Raw genomic sequence first — 24321 nt, 5'->3', positions numbered from 1 at the left:
TCGAGCCTCGAATTATATACCAATATTTCGAGGCTCCCGAAGTTTTGCCATCGCTCAGTGCTTGACCGAGCCTTCCGAAGCCGGCGCGCCTGCGCGCTGTTTGGCTAGTTCGGCCACCGCAGCGGCCGATGCGGCCACCTCTTCGTCGGACAAAGGCACAGGCATCTTCTCGAGCGCGATCTCGAGCACCTTGTCGATCCACTTCACAGGCACGATCTCGAGGCCGTTCTTCACGTTCTCAGGGATGTCCTGCAGGTCCTTGGCGTTCTCTTCCGGAATCAGCACGGTCTTGATGCCGCCGCGCAGTGCGGCCAGCAGCTTTTCCTTCAGGCCGCCGATGGCGGTCACCTCGCCGCGCAGCGTGATTTCGCCAGTCATCGCCACGTCGCTGCGCACGGGAATGCCCGTGAGCGCCGACACGAAGGCCGTCGTCATCGCCGCGCCGGCGCTCGGGCCGTCCTTGGGCGTCGCGCCGTCGGGCACGTGGATGTGGATGTCGCGCTTCTCGAACACTTCGTCCTTGATGCCCAGGCGCCGCGAGCGGCTGCGCACCACGGTGCGCGCGGCCTCGACCGATTCCTTCATCACGTCGCCCAGCGAACCGGTGCGGCTGATCACGCCCTTGCCGGGCATGGTGACCGCCTCGATCGTGAGCAGGTCGCCGCCGACTTCCGTCCATGCAAGGCCGACCACCTGTCCAACCTGGTTCTGCTTCTCGGCGAGGCCGAAGCTGTACTTGCGCACGCCGAGGAACTCGTTGAGGTTGGCACCGTCGACCGTGACCTTGGGTGTCAATTGCTTGAGCAGCAGCCCCTTCACCACCTTGCGGCAGATCTTGGACAACTCGCGCTCGAGCGAACGCACACCCGCTTCACGCGTGTAGTAGCGCACGATGTCGCGCACCGCTTCTTCGGTGACCAGGAGTTCTTCTTCCTTGACGCCGTTGTTCTTCAGCTGCTTCGGCAGCAGGTACTTGATCGCGATGTTGGTCTTCTCGTCTTCGGTGTAGCCCGAAAGGCGAATGACTTCCATGCGGTCCAGCAGCGCCGGCGGAATGTTCATCGAGTTCGAGGTGGCAACGAACATGACGTCGCTCAGGTCGAAGTCGACTTCCACATAGTGGTCGCCGAAAGTGTGGTTCTGCTCCGGGTCGAGCACTTCGAGCAGCGCGCTCGACGGGTCGCCACGGAAGTCCGTGCCCAGCTTGTCGATTTCGTCGAGCAGGAACAGCGGATTGCGCGTGCCGATCTTGCTCAGCCCCTGCAGCACCTTGCCCGGCAGCGCGCCGATGTAGGTGCGGCGATGGCCGCGGATTTCGGCTTCGTCGCGCATGCCGCCGAGCGCCATGCGCGTGTACTTGCGACCGGTCGCCTTGGCGATCGACTGCCCCAGAGAGGTCTTGCCCACGCCCGGTGGCCCCACGAGGCACAGGATGGGCGCCTTGACCTTGTCGACGCGTTGCTGCACCGCGAGATATTCCAGGATGCGGTCCTTGACCTTCTCGAGCCCGTAGTGATCGGCGTTGAGCACGGCCTCGGCATTGGCCAGGTCGTGCTTGATCTTCGTCTTCTTGCTCCACGGCAGCGCGATCAGCACGTCGATGTAGTTGCGCACCACGGTGGCTTCGGCCGACATGGGCGACATGAGCTTGAGCTTCTTGAGCTCGCCCTCGGCCTTCTTGAGGCCTTCCTTGGACATCTTGGCGAGCTTGATCTTCTTCTCGATCTCCTCGATGTCCGCGCCCTCTTCGCCTTCGCCGAGCTCCTTCTGGATGGCCTTGACCTGCTCGTTCAGATAGAAGTCGCGCTGGTTCTTTTCCATCTGGCGCTTCACGCGCCCACGGATTTTCTTGTCCACATTCAGGATGTCGACTTCGCGCTCGAGTTGGCCGAACAGGTTTTCCAGGCGTGCCTTGACGTCGTCGAGGTCCAGCACGGCCTGCTTGTTGTCGAGCTTGAGCGGCAGGTGCGCGGCGATGGTGTCCGCCAGGCGGCCCGGATCGTCGATGCTCGAGATGGAGGTGAGGATCTCGGGCGGGATCTTCTTGTTCAGCTTGACGTACTGGTCGAACTGCTGCATCACGGCACGGCGCAGCGCCTCGACCTCCGTGCCCTTTTCACCGCCTTCCGCAAGCGCCAGGGGCGTTACGTTGGCAGAGAAATGGGTCTCGCCGTCGTCGATGCGATTGACGCGCGCGCGTTGCTGGCCTTCGACCAGCACCTTCACCGTGCCATCGGGCAGCTTGAGCATCTGCAGGATGGTGGAGACGCAGCCGACCTCGAACATGTCCTCGACGGAGGGCTCGTCCTTGGCGGCGGCCTTCTGCGCCACCAGCATGATGCGGCGCTCCGCTTCCATGGCCAGTTCAAGCGCCTTGATGCTCTTGGGGCGTCCCACGAAGAGCGGGATCACCATGTGGGGAAACACCACGACGTCGCGCAGCGGGAGCAGCGGCAGGTCGAGTGCTTCGGGGGGCAAGGGGGTGTGGCCAGACATGCAGATCCTTCGCGTCTTTGGCTTTAGGCCTTTTTCGCTGCTTCGCGATACACGAGCAGCGGGGGCTTGTTTTCGTCGATGGTCGATTCCTCGACCACCACCTTGTCGACATTGGTCGCGTTCGGTAGTTCGAACATGGTGTCGATCAGCGACTGTTCAAGGATCGAGCGCAGGCCGCGCGCACCAGTCTTGCGAGCCAGCGCCTTGCGGGCGATCGCCTTGAGCGCCGCAGGGCGGATCTCGAGGTCCACGCCTTCCATCTGCAGCAACTTGGTGAACTGCTTGACCACCGCGTTCTTGGGCTCGGTCAGGATCTGCACCAGCGCGTCCTCGCTGAGCTCCGCAAGCGACGCGACCACCGGCATGCGGCCGACCAGTTCGGGGATCAGGCCGAACTTGATCAGGTCTTCGGGTTCAACTTCGCGGAACACCTCGGTGATGCTGCGCTGGGCCTTGCTCTTGACCTTGGCGCCGAAGCCGATGCCCGACGCCTCGGTGCGGTTTTCGATGACCTTTTCCAGGCCGGCGAACGCACCGCCGCAGATGAACAGGATGTTGGTCGTGTCGATCTGCAAAAAGTCTTGATTCGGGTGCTTGCGCCCGCCCTGCGGCGGCACGCTGGCCATGGTGCCTTCGATGAGCTTGAGCAGGGCTTGCTGCACGCCCTCGCCCGACACGTCGCGCGTGATCGACGGGTTGTCGGACTTGCGCGAGATCTTGTCGATTTCGTCGATGTAGACGATGCCGCGCTGCGCCCGCTCGACCTCGTAGTTGCAGCTCTGCAGCAGCTTCTGGATGATGTTCTCGACGTCCTCGCCCACGTAGCCGGCTTCGGTCAGCGTGGTGGCGTCGGCCATCACGAACGGCACGTCGAGCATGCGCGCCAGCGTTTGCGCCAGCAGCGTCTTGCCCGAGCCCGTGGGGCCGATCAGCAGAATGTTGCTCTTGCTGAGCTCGACGTCGTCGCCCTTGGCCTTTTCCTTGTGGCGCAGGCGCTTGTAGTGGTTGTAGACCGCCACCGACAGCATGCGCTTGGCCGGCTCCTGGCCGATCACGTAGTTGTCGAGGTTGGTCTTGATCTCCAGCGGCGTGGGCAGGTCGCTGCGCGCCTCGCGCGCCTCTTCGCCCGCGGGGAGCTCGTCGCGGATGATCTCGTTGCAGAGGTCGATGCACTCGTCGCAGATGAAGACCGAAGGGCCCGCGATCAGCTTCTTGACCTCATGCTGGCTCTTGCCGCAGAACGAGCAATAAAGCGTTTTTTCGCTGGAAGAGCCTTTTTTTTCGGCCATGGACAGGTGCCTCGTTACAGGGAATGGACAATGATAACTAAACAAAAACGGCGTTTCCCGTGTGGAAAACGCCGTTTTTTGCCTTTTGCGCCACAGGGCGCCCGGCAGTTTTAACCGCGCTTGGCAACGACCTGGTCGACCAGACCGTAATCCTTGGCCTCGTCGGCCGTCAGGAAGTAGTCGCGTTCGGTGTCGCTCTTGACCTTTTCCAGCGGCTGGCCGGTGCGCTCGGCCAGGATGCGGTTCATCTGGTCCTTGGTGCGCAGGATGTCGCGCGCATGGATTTCGATGTCAGTCGCCTGGCCGCGTGCGCCGCCGAGCACCTGGTGGATCATGATCTTCGAGTTGGGCAACGAGAAACGCTTGCCCTTCTCGCCGGCCGCCAGCAGGAAGGCGCCCATGCTGGCCGCGAAGCCGAGGCACATGGTCGACACATCGGGCTTGATGAACTGCATGGTGTCGTAGATCGCCATGCCTGCGCTCACGCTGCCGCCCGGGGAGTTGATGTAGAACGAGATGTCTTTTTCCGGGTTCTCGCTCTCGAGGAACAGCAACTGCGCCACCACGAGGTTGGCCGTCTGGTCGTTGACCTCGCCCACCAGGAAAATGATGCGCTCCTTGAGGAGGCGCGAGTAGATGTCGTAAGACCGCTCGCCGCGGCCCGATTGCTCGATGACCATCGGAACCATGCCGAGGCCTTGAATTTCGTTTGCGATCATGAATTTTCTTTCCGGAAGATGAAGCCGTTCGCTGCTGAATGCACTGTACGCCTGAGTGAAATGGGGCTCGTGCCGCAAAGCACAAGCCCCATTGGCGATGCGGGCAACGATCGAAATCAGCCTTGCTGTTGCTGCGCCATCAGTTCGTCGAACGACACGGACTTGTCGTTGACCTTGGCCTTGGCCAGGACGAATTCGGTCACGTTGTTTTCGATGACCACGGCCTCGACTTCGGCCAGGCGGTTGTTGTCGCTGAAGTACCAGCGCACCACGTCGGCCGGCTTTTCGTAGCTGGCAGCCAGCTCGTCGATGTGAGCCTTGATCTGCTCGGGCTTGGCCTGCAGGTTGTTGGCACGCACCAGCTCGGCCACCACCAGGCCCAGGCGCACGCGGCGCTCGGCTTGAGGACGGAACACTTCATCGGGAATCGGGGCCTTGTCGGCGTCCTTGATGCCGCGCTGCTTCAGCTCGGCGCGGGCGCCTTCGATCATGCGGCCGACTTCCGACTGCACGCTGGCGTTCGGCAGATCGAGTTCGGCGTTGGCCACCAGCGCGTCCATCACGGCGTTCTTGTTACGCGCCAGCAGGCGGAACTTGACTTCGCGCTCGAGGTTGCGCTTGATGTCGGCGCGCAGGCCTTCGACCGTGGCTTCGGCGATGCCGAGCGACTTGGCGAGCTGTTCGTTGACTTCGGGCAGGTGCGAGGCTTCGATCTTCTTCAGCGTGACCATGAAGTCGGCTTGCTTGCCGGCCACGTCCTTGCCGTGGTAATCGGCCGGGAACGACAGCGGGAAGGTGCGGCTGTCGCCGGACTTCATGCCACGCACGGCGTCTTCGAATTCCTTGAGCATCTGGCCTTCGCCGACGATGAACTGGAAGTCTTCGGCCTTGCCGCCCTGGAACGGCTCGCCGTCGATCTTGCCTTCGAAGTCGACCGTCACGCGGTCGTCGTCCTGTGCAACGGCGTCTTGCGCGCGCTGGGCGAAGGTACGGCGTTGCTTGCGCAGGATGTCCAGCGTCTTGTCGATGGCGTCGTCGCCCACGTCGGCCGAGAGCTTTTCGACTTCAGCAGCGGACAGGTCGTTGATCTTGACTTCGGGGAACACTTCGAAGACCGCGTCGAAGGCCAGTTCGCCTTCGGGCGACTCTTCCTTTTCGGTGATGCGGGGCTGGCCGGCCACGCGCAGCTTGGCTTCGTTGGCGGCTTGCGAGAAGGCTTCGCCGACCTTGTCGTTCATGACTTCGAAGTGCACCGAGTAGCCATAGCGCTGGGCCACGACGTTCATCGGCACCTTGCCGGGACGGAAGCCGTCCATCTTGACGGTGCGCGCGAGCTTCTTGAGGCGCGAATCGACTTCGTTCTGGATGGTGCCGACCGGCAGGGTCAGCGTGATCTTGCGTTCGAGCTTCTCGAGAGTTTCAACGGTCACGGTCATGATGTCTTCCTGGTAAGGGGGCCGGTGCGCGGGGCCTGCATCTTTTTTCGATACAGATCAAGGACTTACACGCGCTGGCGGGATTTATGCGGAGGCACACACGTGCCGCCAGCAAAACTGGGCAACCCGCGATTCTAAACTGGCGGAAAAGCGGGTTTTCACGAGGGTTTGTCTTGGCGCGAACGACGGTCAGGTTTGTCCAATGTTCGCGCTTTAGAGTGAGCTTCGATTCGTTCCTTCTCACAGGAACGCACAGGAGATTTCATGTTTCAGCGACTGTTCGCCGCCTTCGGCCTCGCCCTTGTCCTGGCCTTCGGCATGCCCTCGTTGGCGCAGGCCAAGGCCGATGCGCCCGCATCGAACGAGCCCACCATCCAGCAGGTCTACGAAGCGGCCAACGGCGGCCGGATGGCCGACGCCGACACCATGATCGCCAAGGTGTTGAAAGACCACCCCAACAGCGCCAAGGCCCATTTCGTCCAGGCGGAGCTCCTTGCGGCGCAAGGCAAGCTCGAGGGCGCGAGAACGGCATTGGCCAAGGCAAAGGCGCTGTCGCCCGACTTGGCCTTCGCCAAGCCCGAAGCGGTCTCGCGGCTCACCGACAAGCTCGACAAGCCCGCGGCAACACCGCCGCGCGCCGAGCCCGCACGCGTGAGCACGCCCGCCTCCGTGCCGCAGCAAACCGAGGGAAAGACAGGCTCCACTCCATGGCTGCCGATCGCCCTGGTGGCGTTGCTCGCCGTCGGCTACCTCGCCTTTCGCCGCCGGGTGGCGCCGCCCGCTGCGCAGGCGCCGTCGTACAGCCCGCCCTACGGAACTGCACCCAGCGCCGCCGCTGCACCCAACGGCTACGCAAGCTATGGCAGCGGCGGCAACTGGACGCCTGCGGCGCCGCCCGCAGCCGCGCCGGGCATGGGCCTGGGCGGCGCACTCGCCACGGGCGCCGCGGTAGGCATCGGCGCGGTCGTGGCCCAGGAGGCCGTGCGCCACTGGATGCACGACCGGTCGGACACCACGGACCGGAACGACACGTCCCGCGTCGCCAACAACAGCAGCGACAGCGGCAACACCGAGATGGGCCGCAGCCTCTGGCCTTCTTCTTCGCCGCAGGAGCCCGAGCGCATCGCAGACAACGACTTCGGCATCACCGACACGAGCTCGTGGGACGACGCGAGCAACGGCAGCGGCTCGGACAACGACAACGACTGGTGAAAAGAAAAAGCCCCCGTCTCTTTCGAAACGGGGGCTTCGTCACTGCGCCATAGACAGGCTATTGAGCAGGGCTGGTGCGCGGGGCCGGACTCGAACCGGCACGTTCTTGCGAACGTCAGGACCTAAACCTGGTGCGTCTACCAATTTCGCCACCCGCGCGATGCCAATCTTTCAGGTGAATGCAAAAGCGGACGGCCCCTTGGTGCCATGAAGCATGGCCAAAGACCATCCGCTTGAAATCGGTCAGCCTTCGATTTTAAACACTAATCGCAGCCCCATTCGGTGCATGCGAAGCCACCGGCTCGCCCGGCTCGCGCTTCACGCGGAATGCGGCGGCGTACATCGCCGGCAGGGCCAGCAGCGTCAGCACCGTGGCCACGATCAGCCCGCCCATGATGGCCACCGCCATCGGCCCCCAGAACACGCTGCGCGACAGCGGAATCATGGCCAGCACCGCCGCGGCCGCTGTCAGCACGATGGGGCGCAAACGCCGCACCGCCGACTCCACGATCGCGTCCCACGCCGGCACGCCCGCCGCGCGGTCCAGCTCGATCTGGTCGATCAGGATCACCGCGTTGCGCTGGATCATCCCCATCAGCGCGATCACGCCCAGCAGCGCGACGAAGCCGAAGGGCCGGTTCAGCAGCAGCAGCGCGGCGGCCACGCCGGCAATGCCCATCGGCCCGGTGATGAACACCAGCAGCGAGCGGCTGAAGCTGTGCAGCTGCAGCATCAGCAGCGTGAACACCAGGAACAGCATGATCGGCACGCCCGCCACGATGGAGGCCGAGCCCTTGCTGCTTTCCTCCACCGCGCCCGCCACGTCGATGCGATAGCCGCCCTGCCCTGCAGCCGCCCAGCCCGCTTCGAGCTCGCGCAGCTTCGGCAGCAGCTGGGCCGTGACGGTGGCGCCCTGCAGCCCCTCGATCACGTCGCCCTGCACGGTGATGGCGTAGTCGCGGTTCTCGCGCCACATCACGCCCGGCTCCCAGGTGAACACCGGCTTGGCGATCTGCGTGAGCGGAATCGAGCGGCCCGAGCTCGTCGGGATGTAGGCATTGCCGATGTCCGAGATGGCCTGGCGCTCGTCCGGCGCCTGGCGCAGCACGATGTCGATCAGCTGGTCGTTCTCGCGGTACTGGCCCACGGTGGTGCCGCTGAACATGGTCTTGGATGCCTGCGCGATGGCCTGGCTCGTCACGCCCAGCGCACGCGCCTTGGCCTGGTCGATCTCCAGGCGGATCACCTTGACCGACTCGTTCCAGTTGTCGTTCACGCCGCGCATGTTGGCGTTGTCGCGCAGCACGGCCTTCACCTCGTCGGCATGGGCGCGCAGCTGCGCCGGGTCGAGGCCGATCACGCGGAACTGCACCGGGTACGCCACCGGCGGCCCGTTGGGCAGCAACTTCACGCGCCCGCGCACCTCGGGAAACTCCTGCGCCAGCATCTGCGGCAGCTTCAGGCGCAGCGTCTCGCGCACCTTCAGGTCCTTGGCCAGCACGATGAGCTGCGACACGTTGGTCTGCGGAAAGACCTGGTCCAGCGGCAGGTAGAAGCGCGGCACGCCCGAGCCGATCCAGGTGCTGACGGTCTTCACGCCCTCTTCCTGCATGAAGCGCTGCTCCACGCGCCTGGCGACCTCTTCGTTGGCCGCGAACGAGGTGCCTTCGGGGAACCAGATGTCGACCAGAATTTCGGGCCGGCTCGAGTCCGGAAAGAACTGCTGCTGCACCTTGCCCATGCCGACGATGCCCAGCGCGAAGATCAGCACCGTCACGCCGATGGTCGTCCAGCGGTATTCCACGCACCAGTTCACCGCACGGCGAAACGCGTTGTAGAACGGCGAGTCGAACATCTCGTGCGGCGGTGCGTCCGGGTCGTGCGCCTTCACCTTCAGCAGCAGCGTGCCGAGGTAGGGCACGAAGTACACCGACACGATCCACGACAGCACCAGCGCAATCACCGTCACCGCGAAGATCGCGAAGGTGTACTCGCCCGTCACCGACTTCGCCAGGCCGATCGGCAGGAAGCCTGCCGCCGTGATGAGCGTGCCCGTGAGCATCGGCTTGGCCGTCACGTCGTAGGCATAGGTGGCGGCGCTGACCTTGTCGTAGCCCTCTTCCATCTTGCGCACCATCATCTCGACCGCGATGATCGCGTCGTCCACCAGCAGGCCGAGCGCGATGATGAGCGAGCCCAGCGATATCTTGTGCAGCCCGATGCCGAAGTAGTTCATCGCCAGGAAGGTCACGGCCAGCACCAGCGGAATGGTGATGGCCACCACCAGCCCCGGGCGCATGTCGATGTACCAGCCGAAGCGCCCGCCCTTGTGCAGGCCCAGCGCAATGATGCTCACCGCCAGCACGATGGCCACGGCCTCGATCAGCACGCCCACGAATTCATTGACCGAGCTGGCCACCGACACCGGCTGGTCCTGCACCTGCGCCAGCTTCACGCCGGCCGGCAGGCGCTGGTCGATGGTGGCGGTGGTGGCGCGCAGCGACTTGCCCAGCGCGATGATGTCGCCGCCCTTGGCCATCGACACGCCCAGCGCAATCACTTCCTTGCCCTGGTGGTGCACCTTCACGGCCGGCGGATCGACGTAGCCGCGGCGAATGTCCGCGATGTCGCCCAGCTTCAGCTGGTTGCCCGAGCTTCCGCGAATGGGCATGTCGCGCAGCTGGTCGACGCTGGTGAACTGGCCCGCCACGCGCACCTGCACCACGTCCTGCGGCGACTGGATGGTGCCCGCGCTCTCGATCGCGTTCTGCGACCCCAGCTGCGACAGCACCGCGTTGAAGTCCAGCCCCAGCTGCGCCAGGCGCTTCTGCGAGATCTCGATGTAGACCTTCTCGTCCTGCACGCCGAACTGGTCGACCTTGGCCACGTCCTTCACGCGCAGCAGCTGCTGGCGCACGTCGTCGGCCAGCGTCTTGAGCTCGGCGTAGCTGAAGCCTTCGCTTTCCAGCGCGTAGATCACGCCGTAGACATCGCCGAAGTCGTCGTTGAAGAACGGCCCCTGCACGCCGGCGGGCAAGGTGGCGCGCATGTCGCCGATCTTCTTGCGCACCGTGTACCAGACGTTGGCCACTTCGGTGGACTTGGACGAGTCCTTGATGTTGAAGATGATCTGCGACTCGCCGGGCTTCGAGTAGCTGCGGATCTTGTCGGCGTACGGCGCCTCCTGCAGCGTGCGCTCGATCTTGTCGGTGACCTGCTCGGCCACCTGCTGCGCGGTGGCGCCGGGCCAGTAGGTGCGCACCACCATTGCACGGAAGGTGAAGGGCGGGTCCTCGTCCTGGCCGAGCTGGAAGTACGCGAACGCGCCCAGCACCATCAGCACCACCATCAGGTAGCGCGTGAGGGGCGCGTGGTCCAGCGCCCATTTGGAGAGGTTGAAGCCGGAGGGCTTGTCGTGGGAATCTGCTGCGCCGCCGCTCATTTGGCGGCACCCGTTGTGCCTGGAGCGATCTCCTTGTTCGTCGCAGCAACGGCGGCCACGGGCTGCGCCGACTCCTTCGCGCCGGCGATTGCGGCGGCATTGGCGGCGGCCGCGGCCGCCTCCTTCGACTGGTAGATGGTGACCTTCTGCCCCGGCGACAGCACATGCACGCCCGCGGCCACGACCATCATGCCGGGCGCGATGCCCGAGGCGATGACGGCTTCATTGCCGTCGGCGGTGGCCACCTGCACCGGCTGCGAACGCACCGTCATGGTCGCCTTGTCGAGCACCCACACGGCCGAGCCCTTGCCTTCCTGGCGCAGCGCGCTCGTCGGCAGCTTCATCACCGCTGTGCTGGCGTGGGCCAGCGCCTGCGGACGCGCGTAGACCGTGGCACCCAGCGGCGGCGAGGTGGCCGCGTCGATGGCGACCTTGACCGAGTACGTGCGCGTGACCGCGTCGGCGCTCGCCGCCACTTCGCGCACCTGGCCCAGCAGCTCGCTGCCGCCCGACCAGCCGCGCACCGTGACGGGCGTGCCGGTCTTGATGAGCGTGGCGCGGTCTTCCGGCACCGCGAACACCACGTCGCGCGCGCCGTCCTGGGCGATGCGCACCACCGGCGTACCGGCCTGCACCACCTGCCCGGGCTCGGCCTCGATGGCGGTGATGACGCCGGCCACGTCGGCCACCAGCGTCGTGTACGTGGCCTGGTTGCCCTGCGAGGCGAGCTGCGCCTGCGCCTGTTCGAGCTGCGCCTGCGCGGCTTTCCAGGTGGTTTCGCGGCGCTCGAGCTCGGCGCCGCTGATGAAGTTCTGCTGGCGCAATTCGGCGTAGCGCTTGAGGTCGGCCGCGGCCAGGTCGCGGTTGGTCAGCGCGGCGGCCTGCTGCGCGCGGGCGGCGTCGGCGGCGAGCTTGTAGTCCTGCGGATCCAACTGGGCCAGCACCTGGCCGGCCTGCACGCGCTGGCCGAGTTCGGCCTGGCGCCGGGTGATCTTGCCCGCCACCCGAAAGCCCAGGCGCGACTCGACGCGCGCGCGCACCTCGGCCGAAAACTCGGGCTGGGCATCGAAGTCGCTCGTACCCACGGTCACGAACTTGACCGCGCGAACGGGCTCCTCGGCAACGGGTTTCGGCGAACAGCCGGCCAGGAAAATGGCGGGAAGCAGCAGCCATGCGGCGCTGCGGGCACGAGAAGAAAGGACGGCGGAGGCGGTCATGAGACACCCTAGGAAGAACGAACCGGGCCATTAATGACCCACCGGTTAGTAATCTAGGGTAAACGTTAAATACTGTCAATGACTCGCCGGTCACTACGGGCGGATTGTCGGCCTGCAACCCGCCTGCCGCCCACTCACGCTAGGTGCGCTGGCCCATCTCCACCAGCCGGTTGTCGGGCAACTCGAAATAGTCGGACGCCCGCCCCGCGTTGCGCTGCAGCCAGCCGAACAAGGCGCGCCGAATGGGGTTCAGGTCCGGCAGGTTTTCCTCGCCCACCGAGGCGCGCGAGACGAAGTACGAGGTCTTCATCGAGTCGATGGCCAGCGTCTTCTGGTACGCCAGGATGCGGATGAACTCCGGCACGTCGGGCCGCTCCATGAACCCATGGCGCGCGGTGACCACCCATATGCCGTCCATCAGCTGCTCTGCCTCGATGCGGTTTCCCGCGTCCACGCGCGGCGTGTCGCAGGGCAGCACGCGCAGCACGATCACCTGTTCGTGCAGCACCTGGTTGTGCTTGAGGTTGTGCAGCAGCGCATGCGGCACCGCGGTGGCGTCGGGGTTCAAAAACACCGCCGTGCCGCTCACCCGGTGCGGCATGTGCAGCGCCAGCGATTCGATGAACGGGCGCAGCGGCAGGCTCTCGGCCGCGGCGGCTTCCAGCCCCAGCCGGCGGCCCTTGGCCCAGGTGGTGAAAAGCACCATCACCCCGGCCGCCACGGCCAGCGTGAGCCAGCCGCCCTCGGCGATCTTCAGGCTGTTGGCCACCACGAAGGTCAGGTCGACCACCGCGAAGGCCGCCACGCCGACCACCACCGCCACCCGGTTCCAGCGCCACAGCCCCCAGGCCACGATGCCCGCCAGCAGCGTGGTCGTCACCATCGTGATCGACACCGCGATGCCGTAGGCCGCCGACAGCGCGCCCGAGCTGCGAAAGCCCAGCACCAGCAGCAGCACCCCCACCATCAGCAGCCAGTTGACCGCCGGCACATAGATCTGTCCGATGGCCGTGCCCGAGGTCTGGATCACCCGCATGCGCGGCAGGTAGCCCATGCGCATGGCGTGCGCCGTGAGCGAGAAGGCGCCCGAGATCACCGCCTGCGAGGCGATCACCGTCGCCATGGCGGCCAGCACCACCATCGGCAGCACGCCCCACGACGGAAAGAGCCGGAAGAACGGGTTGTCGATGGCGGCCGGGTTGCCCAGCACCAGCGCGCCCTGCCCGAAATAGTTCAGCACCAGCCCCGGCAGCGCGATGAAGATCCACGCCTGGCGGATCGGCCGCGCGCCGAAGTGCCCCATGTCGGCATACAGCGCCTCGCCCCCCGTGAAGGCCAGGAACACGGCGCCCAGCACCGCGAGCGACTGCGCCCGGTGCTCGAACAGAAAGCGCACGGCGTGGCGCGGGTCCAGCGCCGCCAGCACCTGCGGCTGCTGCAATATCTGCCACAGCCCGGCCGCCGCCAGCACCAGGAACCACAGCAACATGACCGGCCCGAACACCTTGCCGACCACGCCCGTGCCCTTCTTCTGCACCGCGAACAGCCCGATCAAGATGACCACGGTGATCGGCAGCACCGCGCGCTGCAGCACGGGCGCCTGCACCTCCAGGCCTTCCACGGCCGACAGCACCGAGATGGCGGGCGTGATCAGGCTGTCGCCGTAGAACATGGCCGCGCCCACCAGGCCCAGCATGCCGATCACGTTCCACACCCAGGGCCTGGTCTTCGGCCCGGCCACCGCGCTGCGGGCCAGCGCCTGCAGCGCCAGGATGCCGCCTTCGCCGTCGTGGTCGGCGCGCAGCACGAACACCACGTACTTCAGCGTCACCACGAACATCAGCCCCCAGAAGATCAGCGACAGCAGCCCCAGCACCGAGTCGGGCGAGAACGGAATGCCGTGCTCGGGGTTCATCGTCTCCTTGAAGGCGTAGAGCGGCGACGTGCCGATGTCGCCGAACACGACGCCGAGCGCCGCGATCATGAGCGTGGGACCCGCCGGGTGCGCCTCGCCGTGCGCGGAAACCTGAGGCCCGGAAGCCGGAGCGGATGCTTTCATGAAGCGGAAGTTCAAAGTGGCGACGGTGCGAGCATAGTGCCGGGGCATGGCGCCGTGGCGGACAATCGTCGCGTGTCCGCCACTCCCCACCTTGCCGCCCCACCGGCGCACTACGAGAACTTTCCGGTCGCCTCGTGGCTGTGCCCACCGCACTTGCGAGCACCCGTTGCCGCGATCTATCACTTTGCGCGCACCGCGGACGACATCGCCGACGAAGGCAACGCCTCGCCCGCCGAGCGCCTGGCCGAGCTGCGCGCCTACAGAGAAGAACTCGCCGCCGCCGCGCAAGGCGAGGTGGTCGCCTCGTCGCGCTGGCCCCAGGTGTTCGGCCCGCTCGTCCACAGCATCGCCCGCCACGGCCTGCCCGAAGAATTGCTGGCCGACCTGCTGAGCGCCTTCATGCAGGACATCGAGAAAACCCGCGACCGTGGCAGCTACGCCGACCGCGCCGAACTGCTCGACTACTGCCGCCGCTCGGCCAACCCCGTCGGCCGGCTGCTGCTGCACCTGTACGGCGTGCACGACGCGCAAGCGCTCGCGCAGAGCGACGCCATCTGCAGCGCGCTGCAGCTCATCAACTTCTGGCAAGACCCGAGCGTCGACCTGCCGCGAGGGCGCTTCTACTTTCCCCTGACCGACTGCGCCCGGCGCGGCCTGACGCCCGAAAACTTCAAGGTATTTGCGCCACTCACGCGCGCCGAACCTCCTCAGGAAGCTATCAACTTGATAGCAGTGGTGTCGCACTGGGCCCGCGAGCTCATGACCGAAGGCGCCCCTCTCGTGCACCGCCTGCCGGGCCGCATGGGCTGGGAGCTGCGCTTCGTCGTGCAGGGCGGCCTGCGCATACTCGACAAGATCACGGACCTGGGCTTCGACACCTTCTCGCAGCGCCCCACCATCGGCAAGCTCGACGCGCCCGTGCTGCTCTGGAACGCGCTGCGGATGCGGAGACAATGGCGGCCCATGAAAGCAGCGCCTCCCCGATGAATCCCGAGCAATACGTGCAAGACAAGGCCGCCGCTTCGGGCAGCAGTTTCTATTACGCCTTCCTGTTTCTTCCCAAGCCGCGGCGCGCCGCGATCACCGCGTTCTATGCCTTCTGCCGCGAGGTCGACGACGTGGTCGACGAGGTCACCGACCCCGGCGTGGCCGCCACCAAGCTCGCCTGGTGGCGCACCGAGGTCGCCCAAGCCTTCGCCGGCACGCCGCGCCACCCGGTGATGCAGGCGCTGATGCCGCACGCCGCGACCTACGGCATCGAGGCGCGCCAACTGATCGAGGTGATCGACGGCTGCCAGATGGACCTGGACCAGACCCGCTACCTCGACTTTCCCGGCCTCGCGCGCTACTGCCACCTGGTGGCCGGCGTGGTGGGCGAAGTCGCGGCGCGCATCTTCGGCCAGACCGACGCGCAAACCACCGCCTACGCCCACAAGCTGGGCCTGGCGCTGCAGCTCACCAACATCCTGCGCGACGTGGGCGAGGACGCTCTGCGCGGCCGCATCTACCTGCCGGTGAACGAGCTGCAGAAGTTCGACGTGAAGGCGCACGAAATTCTGAACCGCGTGCACTCCGAGCGCTTCGTCGCGCTGATGAAGTTCCAGGCCGAGCGCGCCCACGCCGCCTACGACGAAGCCCTGTCGATGCTTCCGCTGGCCGACCGCCGCGCGCAGAAGCCGGGCCTGATGATGGCCAGCATCTATCGCACGCTGCTGCGCGAGATAGCGCACGACAACTTCCAGGTGCTGAACCAGCGCGTGAGCCTGACGCCGGTGCGCAAGCTGTGGCTGGCGTGGAAGGTTCAGGCGCTCGGGCGGATCTAGTCTCCGCTGTCATGCACCACTGCCAAGTGCCGTATCGCGAGCTCTTCGAAGCGATTCACGAGAGCAAGCCCGTCGACGATCTCTTCCGGACCTTGCTCTCTCCCTGGATGGAGGCCCATGAAGAGGAGCGTGAATGGGCAATCGCCTTCGCACGAAGCACCTCGCCAGCACCGATAGCCTGCGAAGACTCCTGGCGGCTTTATGCACTGTCGCGCGTCAATCAGGCGCTCTTGCTGGCTTTCCAGGAGGACGCTGGGCAGGACCAAAAAGGACCCAGCGTAGGGCTCGCGGATTACGTGGCGTTCATGACCGGCATCGGCTGCCGTGTGGCGCACGAGCCGGCGTACTCGCCGTTCTTCCACGAAATCGTCGAAGTCACGACGGCGACCGTGCCCCAACATGAAGAGATCGCACTGACGCGAATAGTTTGGCCTGCGCTGATGCTCGGAACGCTGTTGTTCTCCCGTGCGGGCGTCGCCATCTCCTGTACACCGGGGGCACTGCAACTCGACATCGCAGCGTCGTCGACCCTCTACTGGGCCTTGCATCGCAAGCACCGCCGAACCGCCGATTCGTCCGACGGCTGGGGTTCCAACTCGCAATGGCGCACCGCGTTCCGGCGCGACCTGATCGACGGCAGCGACCTGGTCTTCAACGCAGACGGCACGTGCGACCTGGCAACGCTGCCCAGTCCGTCGTACGACGACGAGTTGACCAAGGCCGAGCGCATCGAAGTGCTCACGCACAGGTGCTTTGTCCTTTGCGACAAGCCCGACGACGACCTGTACCCCTACAACGACCGCATCCGTCTTCCCCGCACCCCCCGACGATGAAAAAGCTTGCCGTCATCGGCGCCGGCTGGGCCGGCCTCGCCTGCGCCGTCGAAGCCACGCGCCTGGGCCACGCCGTCACGCTGTTCGAAGCCGCGCCCACGCCGGGCGGGCGCGCGCGCCGCGTCGACCACATGCACGGCATGGCGCTGGACAACGGCCAGCACATCCTGATCGGTGCCTACACCGCCACGCTCAAGCTGATGCGCGACGTGGGTGTCGATGTCGAAAACGCGTTGCTGCGCCTGCCGCTCTCATTGCGCTTCGCCGACGGCGGGGGGCTCAAGCTGCCTCGATGGCCCGCGCCGCTCGACCTGTTGGCGGGCATCTTCACGGCGCGCGGCTGGAACTGGCGCGACAAATCGTCGCTGCTGCGCACGGCGGTCCGCTGGCGGCTTGCCGGCTTTCGCTGCGCCGCGCACACCACGGTCGCCGACCTGTGCGCCGGCCTTGCGCCGCGCGTGATGCAGGAGCTGATCGAGCCGCTGTGCGTCTCCGCATTGAACACGCCCGTGGCCCAGTCGAGCGGCCAGGTCTTCCTGCGCGTGCTGAACGACGCGCTCTTCAGCGGCAGCGGTGGCGCGGACCTGCTGTTGCCGCGCGCCGACCTGGGCGCTCTGCTGCCCGATGCCGCCATTCGATGGCTGACGGCGCATGGCGCGACCGTACGCATCGGCCATCGCGTTCGCACGATGGCGCCCGAAGCGGGCCTTTGGCGCGTCGACGACGAAACCTTCGACAAGGTCGTGCTGGCCTGCGCGCCGTGGGATGCCGCGCGGCTGGTCCGCGCTTCAGGCCTGTCGGCCGGCGCATGGTGCGCCACCACCGAGGCCCTGCGCTTCGAAGCCATCGCCACGGTCTACGTGCGCGGCGCCTCGCCGCTCGCCGAACCCATGCTCGCGCTGCGCAGCAACCCGGCCACGGCCCCCGCGCAGTTCGCCTTCGACAAGGGCCAGCTCGGCGGCCTGCACGGCGTGCTCGCCATGGTCGTCAGCGCCAACGAAACATCGCGCGAAATGCTGGAAGAACAAGTGATCGCGCAAGCCGCCGCGCAACTGGGCCAGGCGAACCTGCAGCTTGTGCAGACCGTCGTCGAGAAGCGCGCCACCTTCGCCTGCACGCCCGCACTCGCCAGGCCCCCGTCGGCCATTGCGCCGGGCCTTCGCGCGTGCGGCGACTACATCGACGGCCCCTACCCCGCCACGCTCGAGGGCGCGGTGCTCAGCGGGCTGGCCGCCGCCAAGGCGTTGATTCCATGACGACCGAACTGCGATACCTCGATTTCGACTACAGCGAAGACACCGAAGGCCACGGCACCTTCGACGCGATGGCGTCGACGCCGCCGCACAAGACGCCCGAGGTGCAGGCCGAGATCGCGCGGGTGCTGGCCTGGGCCGAGGCCACCTTCCCCGATGGGCGCGGCGCCCTCGAAGAAGGCGCGATGTGGGACTTCGACCTGCAGGAAACGCACGAGGACAACCCGCGCTTCGACACCCTCACCTTCTCGTTGAGCGGCACCGAAGATTTCTGCGCGGCATTGCGCGAACGGTTCGCGCTCGACTGAAAAAAGCGCTCAGGCCGTCTTGTTGCGCAGGCGCAGCAGGCTCAGTCCCAGCAGCACGAACGCACCGCCCGACACCTTGTTGAAGAGCCGGGTGCGGCGCGGGTCCGACAGCTGCTTGCGCAGCAGGCGCGCCAGCAGCACGTAGAACGCGTGCGACAGCACCGAAGCCGCGGCGAAGGTGGCCGTCAGCACGGCGAACTGCATGGCCAGCGGCGCGTCCTGCGTCAGGAACTGCGGGAACAGCGCCGAGAAGAAAAGAATGCCCTTGGGGTTGGTCAGCGCCACCGTCAGGCCATGCCCGAACAGCCGCCAGCTCGAGCGCGGCGAGCCCGAGGTCGGCGAGCCCTGCAGGTCGGCGAACACGCTGCCCTGGCTGCGCCATTGCTTGATGCCCAGGTAGATCAGGTAAGCAGCGCCGGCCACCTTCAGCACCATGAAGGCATGGGCCGAGGTCGAGAGCACCACGCCCAACCCGGCCATGGCGGCAGCGGACACCATGAACAGCCCCATCGCATTGCCCAGCGAACTGATCATGGCGCGGCGCGGGCCCACGGACATCGAGTTCGATACGGCGAGCAGCACCGCGGGGCCGGGGGTGAAGGCGACGAGCAAGGTCACGCCGCAGAAGAGGAGCCAGTTGGAGAAGTGCACTTGGGTTTCCTGCGCGCCGCAGCGTCGCGTCACCGTGAAATGGATCGGGCTGAAACTATAGTCAGGCCCGCGGATCGCCGCAGCCACCCGTCTCAATAACCCCCCAGCCGAAACACCCCATGGTCACCTGCTACCTGCGCTACATCGTCGACGCCTACAAGCTCAAGGAATTCGAGCACTACGGCAAGCTCTGGATTCCGCTGGTCGAGAAGTTCGGCGGCCAGCACCACGGCTACTTCCTGCCGTCGGAAGGCGTCAACAACGTCGCGCTGGCGATGTTCACTTTTCCGAGCCTGGCAGCCTACGAGAAGTACCGCGCCGACTCGATGCAGGACGCGGACTGCCAGGCCGCCTTCAGGTACGCCGAGGAAACCCGCTGCATCGTGAGCTACGAACGCAGCTTCTTCCGCCCGGTATTTGGCTAACCCCCAGGCTTCGCGCACTTCGTGTCGCTTCGCCAACCCCCTTGCAGGGGGCAACACCGGCGGCCCGGCAAAGCCGGTTCCGCGGTGTTCCTGGAATGAGCCGCGCTCCTTGCCGGAGCTACAGACTGTTCATGCGCCCAGCGCCACGCACAGCGCGTGCAGGTTGGGCACGATCAGCTGCGGCCGCGCGTCGTGCGTCCAAGGCCGCTCGTCGCGCACCAGCCAAGCGGTCTGCATGCCGGCGTTGAGCGCGCCGACCACGTCGAGCTCCGCGTCGTCGCCCACGTGCAGCACGTCCCTGGGCAGCAGGCCGACCGAGGCCGCCGCGGCGCGGAAGATCGGCGCATGCGGCTTGCCGCTGCCGAAGGCGCGTGCATTGAAGGCGGTGCGAAACCACCGGCCCACGCCGGTCTTGTGGATGTCGGCATTGCCGTTGGACACCGCCACCAGCGGATAGCGCTCGCTGAGCCACTTCAGCGCCGGCAGCGCGTCGTCGTACAGGGTCACGCGCTGGCGCTCCGCGAAGAAGGCGTCGAAGGCCGGGTCGGCCAGCGCAGGGTCCTCGCCCGCGCGCTTGAGCGCGGTGCGTATCGACTCGCGGCGCAGCGCGCTCAGGTCGTGCGCCAGGTCGGAGCGCTCCTTGGCGGTGGCCTCGCGCAGCTCGCGCAGGATGCCCGGGGTCAGCAGCAGCGTAGCGGTCCTGGGTGCTTCGCGCAGCAGCCACGCTTGCAGCACGCCTTCGGCGCGTTCGATGGTCGGCCAAATGGGCCAGAGGGTGTCGTCGAGGTCCAGCGAGATCGCGCTGATGCGTTTCACATCGAGGGGCACAAAGCCCGACGGTGCCGAGGGAGCGGAGTTCATGGCCGAGAATATCGCATGCCTCCAACCAACGAGACCGCTCCGTCGAGCAACCCGCGCACCGCCGTGCTCTGGTGCAACCTGGGTTCGCCCGACGCCCCCACCGCCGCCGCCGTGCGCCCCTACCTGGCGGACTTTCTGGGCGACCCGCGCGTGGTCGAGATTCCCAGGGCCCTCTGGGCGCTGATATTGCACGGCATCATCCTGCGCGTGCGGCCGGCCAAGTCGGCCGCCAAGTACGCCAGCATCTGGACGCCCGAAGGCTCGCCGCTCAAGGTGTTCACGCAGAAGCAGGCCACGCTGCTCGCGGGCTGGCTCGGCGAACGCGGCCACCGCGTGACGGTGCGCGACGCCATGCGCTACGCCAACCCGTCGATCGCCGCTCGGCTGGACGCGCTGCAGGCCGAAGGCGTCACGCGCGTGCTGGTGCTGCAGGCCTACCCGCAGTACTCGGCCACCACCACGGCCAGCGTGATCGACGCGGTGAACGACTGGACCCGCAAGCAGCGCCGCCTGCCCGAACTGCGCTTCGTCAACGAGTTCCACGACGACCCCGGCTACATCGACGCGCTGGCCCAGGGCATCGAGCGGCACTGGAAGACCGAAGGCCGCGGCGAGGTGCTGCTGATGAGCTTCCACGGCATTCCCGCGCGCAACATCGCGCGGGGCGACCCGTACCAGTCGCAGTGCCTGGAAACCGCGCGCCTGCTGGTGGCGCGGCTGGGTCTTTCGCCGGCGCAGTACCGCGTGACCTTCCAGTCGCGCTTCGGCCGCGCCAAGTGGCTGGAGCCCTACACCGAGCCCACGCTGCGCGAGCTCGGCGCTTCGGGCGTGAAGCGCGTCGACGTGGTGTGCCCCGGCTTCCCGGCCGACTGCCTCGAGACGCTGGAAGAAATTGCCATGGAAGGCCGCGAGGCCTTCATGCACGCCGGCGGCCAGGCCTTCAGCTACATCCCCTGCATGAACGACAGCCCGGCATGGATCACCGCGCTGGCGGACATCGCCGAACGCAACCTGGCAGGCTGGCCCACGCAAGCGGTGCAGGCAGTGCAGCGATAGACAGCCTGCGCGCTCAGCCCGCAGCCTTGCGCGCCAGCAACGCCTCGATCGCGGCCTCCATCTCGGCGTACTCCCCTTCGCCGAAGTGCTGGCGCATCACCTGCCCCTTGCTGTCGACGAGGTAGAACGCCGGCCAGTACTGGTTGTCGTAGGCCTTCCAGGTCGCAAAGCCGTTGTCCTGCGCCACCGGGTAGCGGATGTGGAAGCGCTCGATGGCGTCCTGCACGTTGCGCGTGAGCTTTTCATAGGCGAACTCGGGCGAATGCACGCCCACCACGGTGAAGCCGCGGTCCTTGTAGGTCTCGTACCAGCGCGCCACGTGCGGCAGCGTGCGAATGCAGTTGATGCAGGTGTAGGTCCAGAAATCGACCAGCACCACCTGGCCCGCCAGGCCCTGCATCGTGAGCGGGCCCGAGTTGAGCCACTTGTCGATGCCCGCGAATTCAGCCGCCTTGCCGTAGTCACGCAGGCCCGGTGACGCGGCGAATGCACTGCGCACCGGCCAGCCGCCACCCGCCGCCGCGACGAGTGCCGACGACCCGGCGGCGAGCCCCGAGAACGCCCTTCTGGACAACATCTTCATGATCGCAACCTCGTTCGTGTCAGACCGACAGCGGTCAGGCGCGATTGTTTGCGGCGCGCGCCGGGCGTGCGCAGGTGTCACGGCAATTTGAAGTCTGTCACGGCGCCGTGAAGGCACCGGCGCTTCAGAACTTGCCCAGGTAGTCCAGCTTGCCGACGGGCATGCCCTTGTGACGCAGCACGTCGTAGGCCGTCGTCACGTGGAAGAAGAAATTAGGCAGCGCGAACTGCAGCAGGTAGCGCTGCGCAGTGAAATGCGCCTCGCCGCCACCGGCCTTGATGACCACGTCGTGCGCTTCCTGCCCGTCGAGCTGCGCGCGCTCCACCGACGCCAGGAAGGCTTGCGTCTTCGCGATGCGCGCCAGCAGGTCGTCCCAGGTTTTTTCCTCGTCGGGGAAGCTGGGCGCGGTGATGCCGGCAATGCGGGCCACGCCGAGCTTGGAGGCGTCGCTCGCGCGCTGAACCTGCCCCGCCAGCGTGAGCATGTCGGGCGCCAGGCGTGCCTCGACCAGTGTGGCCGGGTCGATGCCGTTGGCTGTGGCGTGCGCCAGGCTCTTGTCGAGCAGGTGGGTGAGTTGTCCGAGTCCGCGGGTGAAAACGGGCACGGACAGGTCGTACATCGAGAGTGCCATGGGAGTCGAGGGCCTTGTGGTTGTGATCGGCGGCGATTGTGCTGCCGCCGCGCCTCAGGCGCCCGCCGCCCGGATAAACCCTTCGATCGGCGCCAGTTGTTCCGGCACGTTCAGCGCGGGCGCATGACCGCAGGCAGGCACTTCGACGACCTGCAGCCTGCCCGCGGCACCGGGGCCGCGCAGGCGCATCTGTTCGACCACCGCGGGCAGCACCAGGTCGGACTCGGCACCGCGCAGGCACAGCACCGGCACCTCGATGGCGTCGTAGTGCGGCCAGATCAGGTAGTCGTTGTCGTGCGCGCTGAACTGGCGGACCATGGCCGGGTCGTAGTGCGGCGTGACGCGGCCGTCGGCCAGGCGGCGCGTGGAGCTTTCGGTCAGGCGGCGCCATTGCGCATCGCTCAGCCAGCCGTAGGGCTTGTAGACCGTGCGAAAGAACGCCTCCAGCTCGGCCACCGTGTCGAACGCGGGCGGCTGGCCCGCATAGGCGCGGATGCGCTCGATGGCGGCCTGCGCGAGTTCGGGCGCGTTGTCGTTGAGCACCAGGCTCGCGATGCGCGCCTTCATGCGCGGCTCGAACAGGCCCGAGGCGCACACGGTACCGATGGCGCCGCCCATCGAAGTGCCGACCCAGTGCACGCGCGCCAGGTGCAGTTCGTCGCACAGCGCATTGGCGATGCGCGCATAGAACGCGAGGGTGTATTCATCGTCAGGCAGCGGGCTCCACTGGCTGAGCCCCCGCCCGAGGGTGTCGGGGCAGATCACGCGAAAGCCGCGCGTGGCGAAGTGCTGCGCCAGTTCGTCCATGTCGCGGCCGGTGCGCGCCAGGCCGTGCCAGGCGATGACCACCGGGGCGTCGGCCGCGCCCCATTCGAGCCAATGGATCTCGCGGCCCACCAGCTGCGCGTAGTGCGACGTGGGCTGCATGAGCGAAGAGGGAATGAGGTAGTCGCTCATCGCGCAGCCCTTGCACGGAGTTTGCCGACGATGCCGGTCGGGAAGTAGTAGACGGACAGCACGAACAGCACGCCCAGCCACAGCAGCCAGCGGTCGGGCGACAGCAGCGCTGCCAGCCATGGCAGGCCGCTCGCGGCCTCGCTGCCCAGGCGCAGCAAGTCTTGCAGGTAGCTCTGCGCAATGACGAACAGCACCGCGCCGATGGCCGCGCCGTAGATGGTGCCCATGCCGCCGATCACCACGATCAGCAGCACGTCGATCATGATCTCGAAGCTCAGCGAGGTGTCGGGGCCGTTGTAGCGCAGCCAGATGGCCAGCATGGCGCCGGCCAGCGTGGCGAACAGGGCCGACAGCACGGCCGCCGTGGTGCGGTACACCACCACGCGGTAACCGATGGCCTCGGCGCGAAACTCGTTCTCGCGAATGGCCTGCAGCACGCGCCCGAACGGCGAGTTCACGATGCGCAGCAGCGCGAGCACCAGCACCACGGCCGCCACGAACAGCAGGTAGTAGCACAGCAGCCGGCCGTCGAGCGACACGCCCAGGAAGGGGTCTTCCGAGAACTCGAAGCTCGGCGAGATCAGCTCGGGCATCTTGAAGGTCAGGCCGTCTTCGCCGCCGGTGAAGTCCGACAGCTGCGAGGCCAGCGTCTGGAACGCCGAGGCCACGGCCAGCGTGATCATCGCGAAGAAGATCGCGCGCACCCGCAGCGAGAACAGCCCGATGGCGAACGAGAGCACCAGCGAGACCGCCAGCGACGCGCCCAGCCCCACCGCCACCGCGCCCCAGTTGGGCCCCAGCCGCGACGCCGAAATGGCGATGCCGTAAGCGCCGATGCCGAAGAACATCGTGTGCGCGAAGCTCACGATGCCGGTGTAGCCCAGCAGCAGGTCGAAGCTGGCCACCAGCACCACGAACACCAATATCTTGGCCGCGACGCTGAGCGCCTTCACGCCCGGGAAGATGAACGGCGCGAACGCCAGCGCGATGAACAGCACCACCAGCAGCAGCGCCAGCAGGCGGCTCTTCGGCATGTCGTTGGAGAGAAGTCGTTTCAGGAACATGACGGC

21 protein-coding genes and 1 tRNA gene are annotated in these 24321 nt (G+C 66.6%); 8 read left to right on the top strand and 14 right to left on the bottom strand.

Annotated features, from left to right (window positions below):
* Nucleotides 1-54: 54 nt before the first annotated feature.
* The 4 genes from lon to tig form a co-directional block, all read right to left on the bottom strand.
* A complete protein-coding gene (gene lon / locus ACSFA5_RS10380; RefSeq protein WP_435443926.1) occupies nucleotides 55-2496 on the bottom strand; it encodes an endopeptidase La in 2442 nt (813 codons plus the stop codon).
* Nucleotides 2497-2519: 23 nt separating this feature from the next.
* Complete coding sequence (clpX, locus tag ACSFA5_RS10375) at nucleotides 2520-3785, bottom strand: ATP-dependent Clp protease ATP-binding subunit ClpX (protein ID WP_215245198.1); 1266 nt, start codon at nucleotides 3783-3785, stop codon at nucleotides 2520-2522.
* A gap of 110 nt (nucleotides 3786-3895) precedes the next feature.
* The gene (gene clpP, locus ACSFA5_RS10370) at nucleotides 3896-4504 is read right to left on the bottom strand and encodes an ATP-dependent Clp endopeptidase proteolytic subunit ClpP (RefSeq protein WP_409167644.1); all 609 of its coding nucleotides are present in this window, start codon (nucleotides 4502-4504) and stop codon (nucleotides 3896-3898) included.
* Nucleotides 4505-4620: 116 nt separating this feature from the next.
* Nucleotides 4621-5940, bottom strand: a complete 1320-nt coding sequence (tig, locus tag ACSFA5_RS10365) for a trigger factor (protein WP_435443925.1) — start codon at nucleotides 5938-5940, stop codon at nucleotides 4621-4623.
* Between the two features lie 264 nt (nucleotides 5941-6204).
* Here tig and ACSFA5_RS10360 point away from each other — a divergent pair, with 264 nt between their 5' ends.
* On the top strand, nucleotides 6205-7152 hold the full coding sequence (locus ACSFA5_RS10360) for a hypothetical protein (RefSeq protein WP_435443924.1): 948 nt from the start codon (nucleotides 6205-6207) through the stop codon (nucleotides 7150-7152).
* 72 nt (nucleotides 7153-7224) lie between these two features.
* Here ACSFA5_RS10360 and ACSFA5_RS10355 read toward each other — a convergent pair.
* From ACSFA5_RS10355 to ACSFA5_RS10340, 4 genes are all read right to left on the bottom strand, one after another.
* Nucleotides 7225-7311, bottom strand: a tRNA-Leu gene (locus ACSFA5_RS10355).
* Nucleotides 7312-7408: 97 nt separating this feature from the next.
* On the bottom strand, nucleotides 7409-10594 hold the full coding sequence (locus ACSFA5_RS10350) for an efflux RND transporter permease subunit (RefSeq protein WP_435443923.1): 3186 nt from the start codon (nucleotides 10592-10594) through the stop codon (nucleotides 7409-7411).
* A complete protein-coding gene (locus tag ACSFA5_RS10345) occupies nucleotides 10591-11811 on the bottom strand; it encodes an efflux RND transporter periplasmic adaptor subunit (RefSeq protein WP_435443922.1) in 1221 nt (406 codons plus the stop codon). Before ACSFA5_RS10345 ends, ACSFA5_RS10350 begins: the two co-directional genes overlap by 4 nt.
* Nucleotides 11812-11950: 139 nt before the next feature.
* Nucleotides 11951-13870 (bottom strand): potassium transporter Kup, encoded by a 1920-nt coding sequence (locus tag ACSFA5_RS10340; protein WP_435443921.1) that lies wholly within the window; start codon nucleotides 13868-13870, stop codon nucleotides 11951-11953.
* A gap of 72 nt (nucleotides 13871-13942) precedes the next feature.
* Here ACSFA5_RS10340 and hpnC point away from each other — a divergent pair, with 72 nt between their 5' ends.
* Genes hpnC through ACSFA5_RS10315 form a run of 5 tightly spaced genes read left to right on the top strand, consistent with a single transcriptional unit; the run spans nucleotide 13943 to nucleotide 18087 of the window.
* Nucleotides 13943-14857, top strand: coding sequence for a squalene synthase HpnC (hpnC, locus tag ACSFA5_RS10335; protein WP_435443920.1), 915 nt, complete (start codon nucleotides 13943-13945; stop codon nucleotides 14855-14857).
* Nucleotides 14854-15693, top strand: a complete 840-nt coding sequence (hpnD, locus tag ACSFA5_RS10330; RefSeq protein WP_435443919.1) for a presqualene diphosphate synthase HpnD — start codon at nucleotides 14854-14856, stop codon at nucleotides 15691-15693. Before hpnC ends, hpnD begins: the two co-directional genes overlap by 4 nt.
* An 11-nt stretch (nucleotides 15694-15704) precedes the next feature.
* Nucleotides 15705-16526: a hypothetical protein gene (locus tag ACSFA5_RS10325; RefSeq protein WP_435443918.1), complete on the top strand. Its 822-nt coding sequence runs from the start codon at nucleotides 15705-15707 to the stop codon at nucleotides 16524-16526.
* The gene (hpnE, locus tag ACSFA5_RS10320; protein ID WP_435443917.1) at nucleotides 16523-17782 is read left to right on the top strand and encodes a hydroxysqualene dehydroxylase HpnE; all 1260 of its coding nucleotides are present in this window, start codon (nucleotides 16523-16525) and stop codon (nucleotides 17780-17782) included. Before ACSFA5_RS10325 ends, hpnE begins: the two co-directional genes overlap by 4 nt.
* Nucleotides 17779-18087 carry a hypothetical protein gene (locus ACSFA5_RS10315; protein ID WP_435443916.1) on the top strand — a complete coding sequence of 103 codons (309 nt, stop codon included), beginning with the start codon at nucleotides 17779-17781 and terminating at the stop codon, nucleotides 18085-18087. Before hpnE ends, ACSFA5_RS10315 begins: the two co-directional genes overlap by 4 nt.
* 9 nt (nucleotides 18088-18096) lie before the next feature.
* Here ACSFA5_RS10315 and ACSFA5_RS10310 read toward each other — a convergent pair whose 3' ends face one another.
* Nucleotides 18097-18738: a LysE family translocator gene (locus tag ACSFA5_RS10310; RefSeq protein ID WP_435444092.1), complete on the bottom strand. Its 642-nt coding sequence runs from the start codon at nucleotides 18736-18738 to the stop codon at nucleotides 18097-18099.
* 119 nt (nucleotides 18739-18857) lie between these two features.
* Here ACSFA5_RS10310 and ACSFA5_RS10305 point away from each other — a divergent pair, with 119 nt between their 5' ends.
* Entirely contained in the window at nucleotides 18858-19163 is a 306-nt protein-coding gene (locus ACSFA5_RS10305) for an NIPSNAP family protein (RefSeq protein WP_435443915.1), read from the top strand.
* Between the two features lie 129 nt (nucleotides 19164-19292).
* Here ACSFA5_RS10305 and ACSFA5_RS10300 read toward each other — a convergent pair whose 3' ends face one another.
* Nucleotides 19293-20024 carry an HAD family hydrolase gene (locus tag ACSFA5_RS10300; protein ID WP_435443914.1) on the bottom strand — a complete coding sequence of 244 codons (732 nt, stop codon included), beginning with the start codon at nucleotides 20022-20024 and terminating at the stop codon, nucleotides 19293-19295.
* Nucleotides 20025-20039: 15 nt separating this feature from the next.
* On the opposite strand from ACSFA5_RS10300, the gene hemH reads away from it, so the two are divergent.
* On the top strand, nucleotides 20040-21080 hold the full coding sequence (hemH, locus tag ACSFA5_RS10295) for a ferrochelatase (RefSeq protein WP_435443913.1): 1041 nt from the start codon (nucleotides 20040-20042) through the stop codon (nucleotides 21078-21080).
* A gap of 13 nt (nucleotides 21081-21093) precedes the next feature.
* On the opposite strand, the gene ACSFA5_RS10290 is transcribed toward hemH, so the two are convergent.
* The 4 genes from ACSFA5_RS10290 to ACSFA5_RS10275 all read right to left on the bottom strand — a co-directional run bounded on the left by ACSFA5_RS10290 (nucleotide 21094) and on the right by ACSFA5_RS10275 (nucleotide 24315).
* Nucleotides 21094-21657 (bottom strand): thioredoxin family protein, encoded by a 564-nt coding sequence (locus ACSFA5_RS10290; protein ID WP_435444091.1) that lies wholly within the window; start codon nucleotides 21655-21657, stop codon nucleotides 21094-21096.
* Nucleotides 21658-21787: 130 nt separating this feature from the next.
* Entirely contained in the window at nucleotides 21788-22294 is a 507-nt protein-coding gene (locus ACSFA5_RS10285) for a DUF1993 domain-containing protein (protein WP_435443912.1), read from the bottom strand.
* Between the two features lie 54 nt (nucleotides 22295-22348).
* Nucleotides 22349-23221: an alpha/beta fold hydrolase gene (locus ACSFA5_RS10280; protein ID WP_435444090.1), complete on the bottom strand. Its 873-nt coding sequence runs from the start codon at nucleotides 23219-23221 to the stop codon at nucleotides 22349-22351.
* Between the two features lie 26 nt (nucleotides 23222-23247).
* Nucleotides 23248-24315 carry a branched-chain amino acid ABC transporter permease gene (locus ACSFA5_RS10275; protein ID WP_435443911.1) on the bottom strand — a complete coding sequence of 356 codons (1068 nt, stop codon included), beginning with the start codon at nucleotides 24313-24315 and terminating at the stop codon, nucleotides 23248-23250.
* Between the last annotated feature and the right edge of the window lie 6 nt (nucleotides 24316-24321).

The organism is Variovorax monticola, assembly GCF_051216855.1.
Lineage (GTDB): Bacteria > Pseudomonadota > Gammaproteobacteria > Burkholderiales > Burkholderiaceae_C > Variovorax.
Note: the sequence above shows the minus strand (reverse complement) of the source record. Positions and strands in the feature narration are given on the sequence as shown.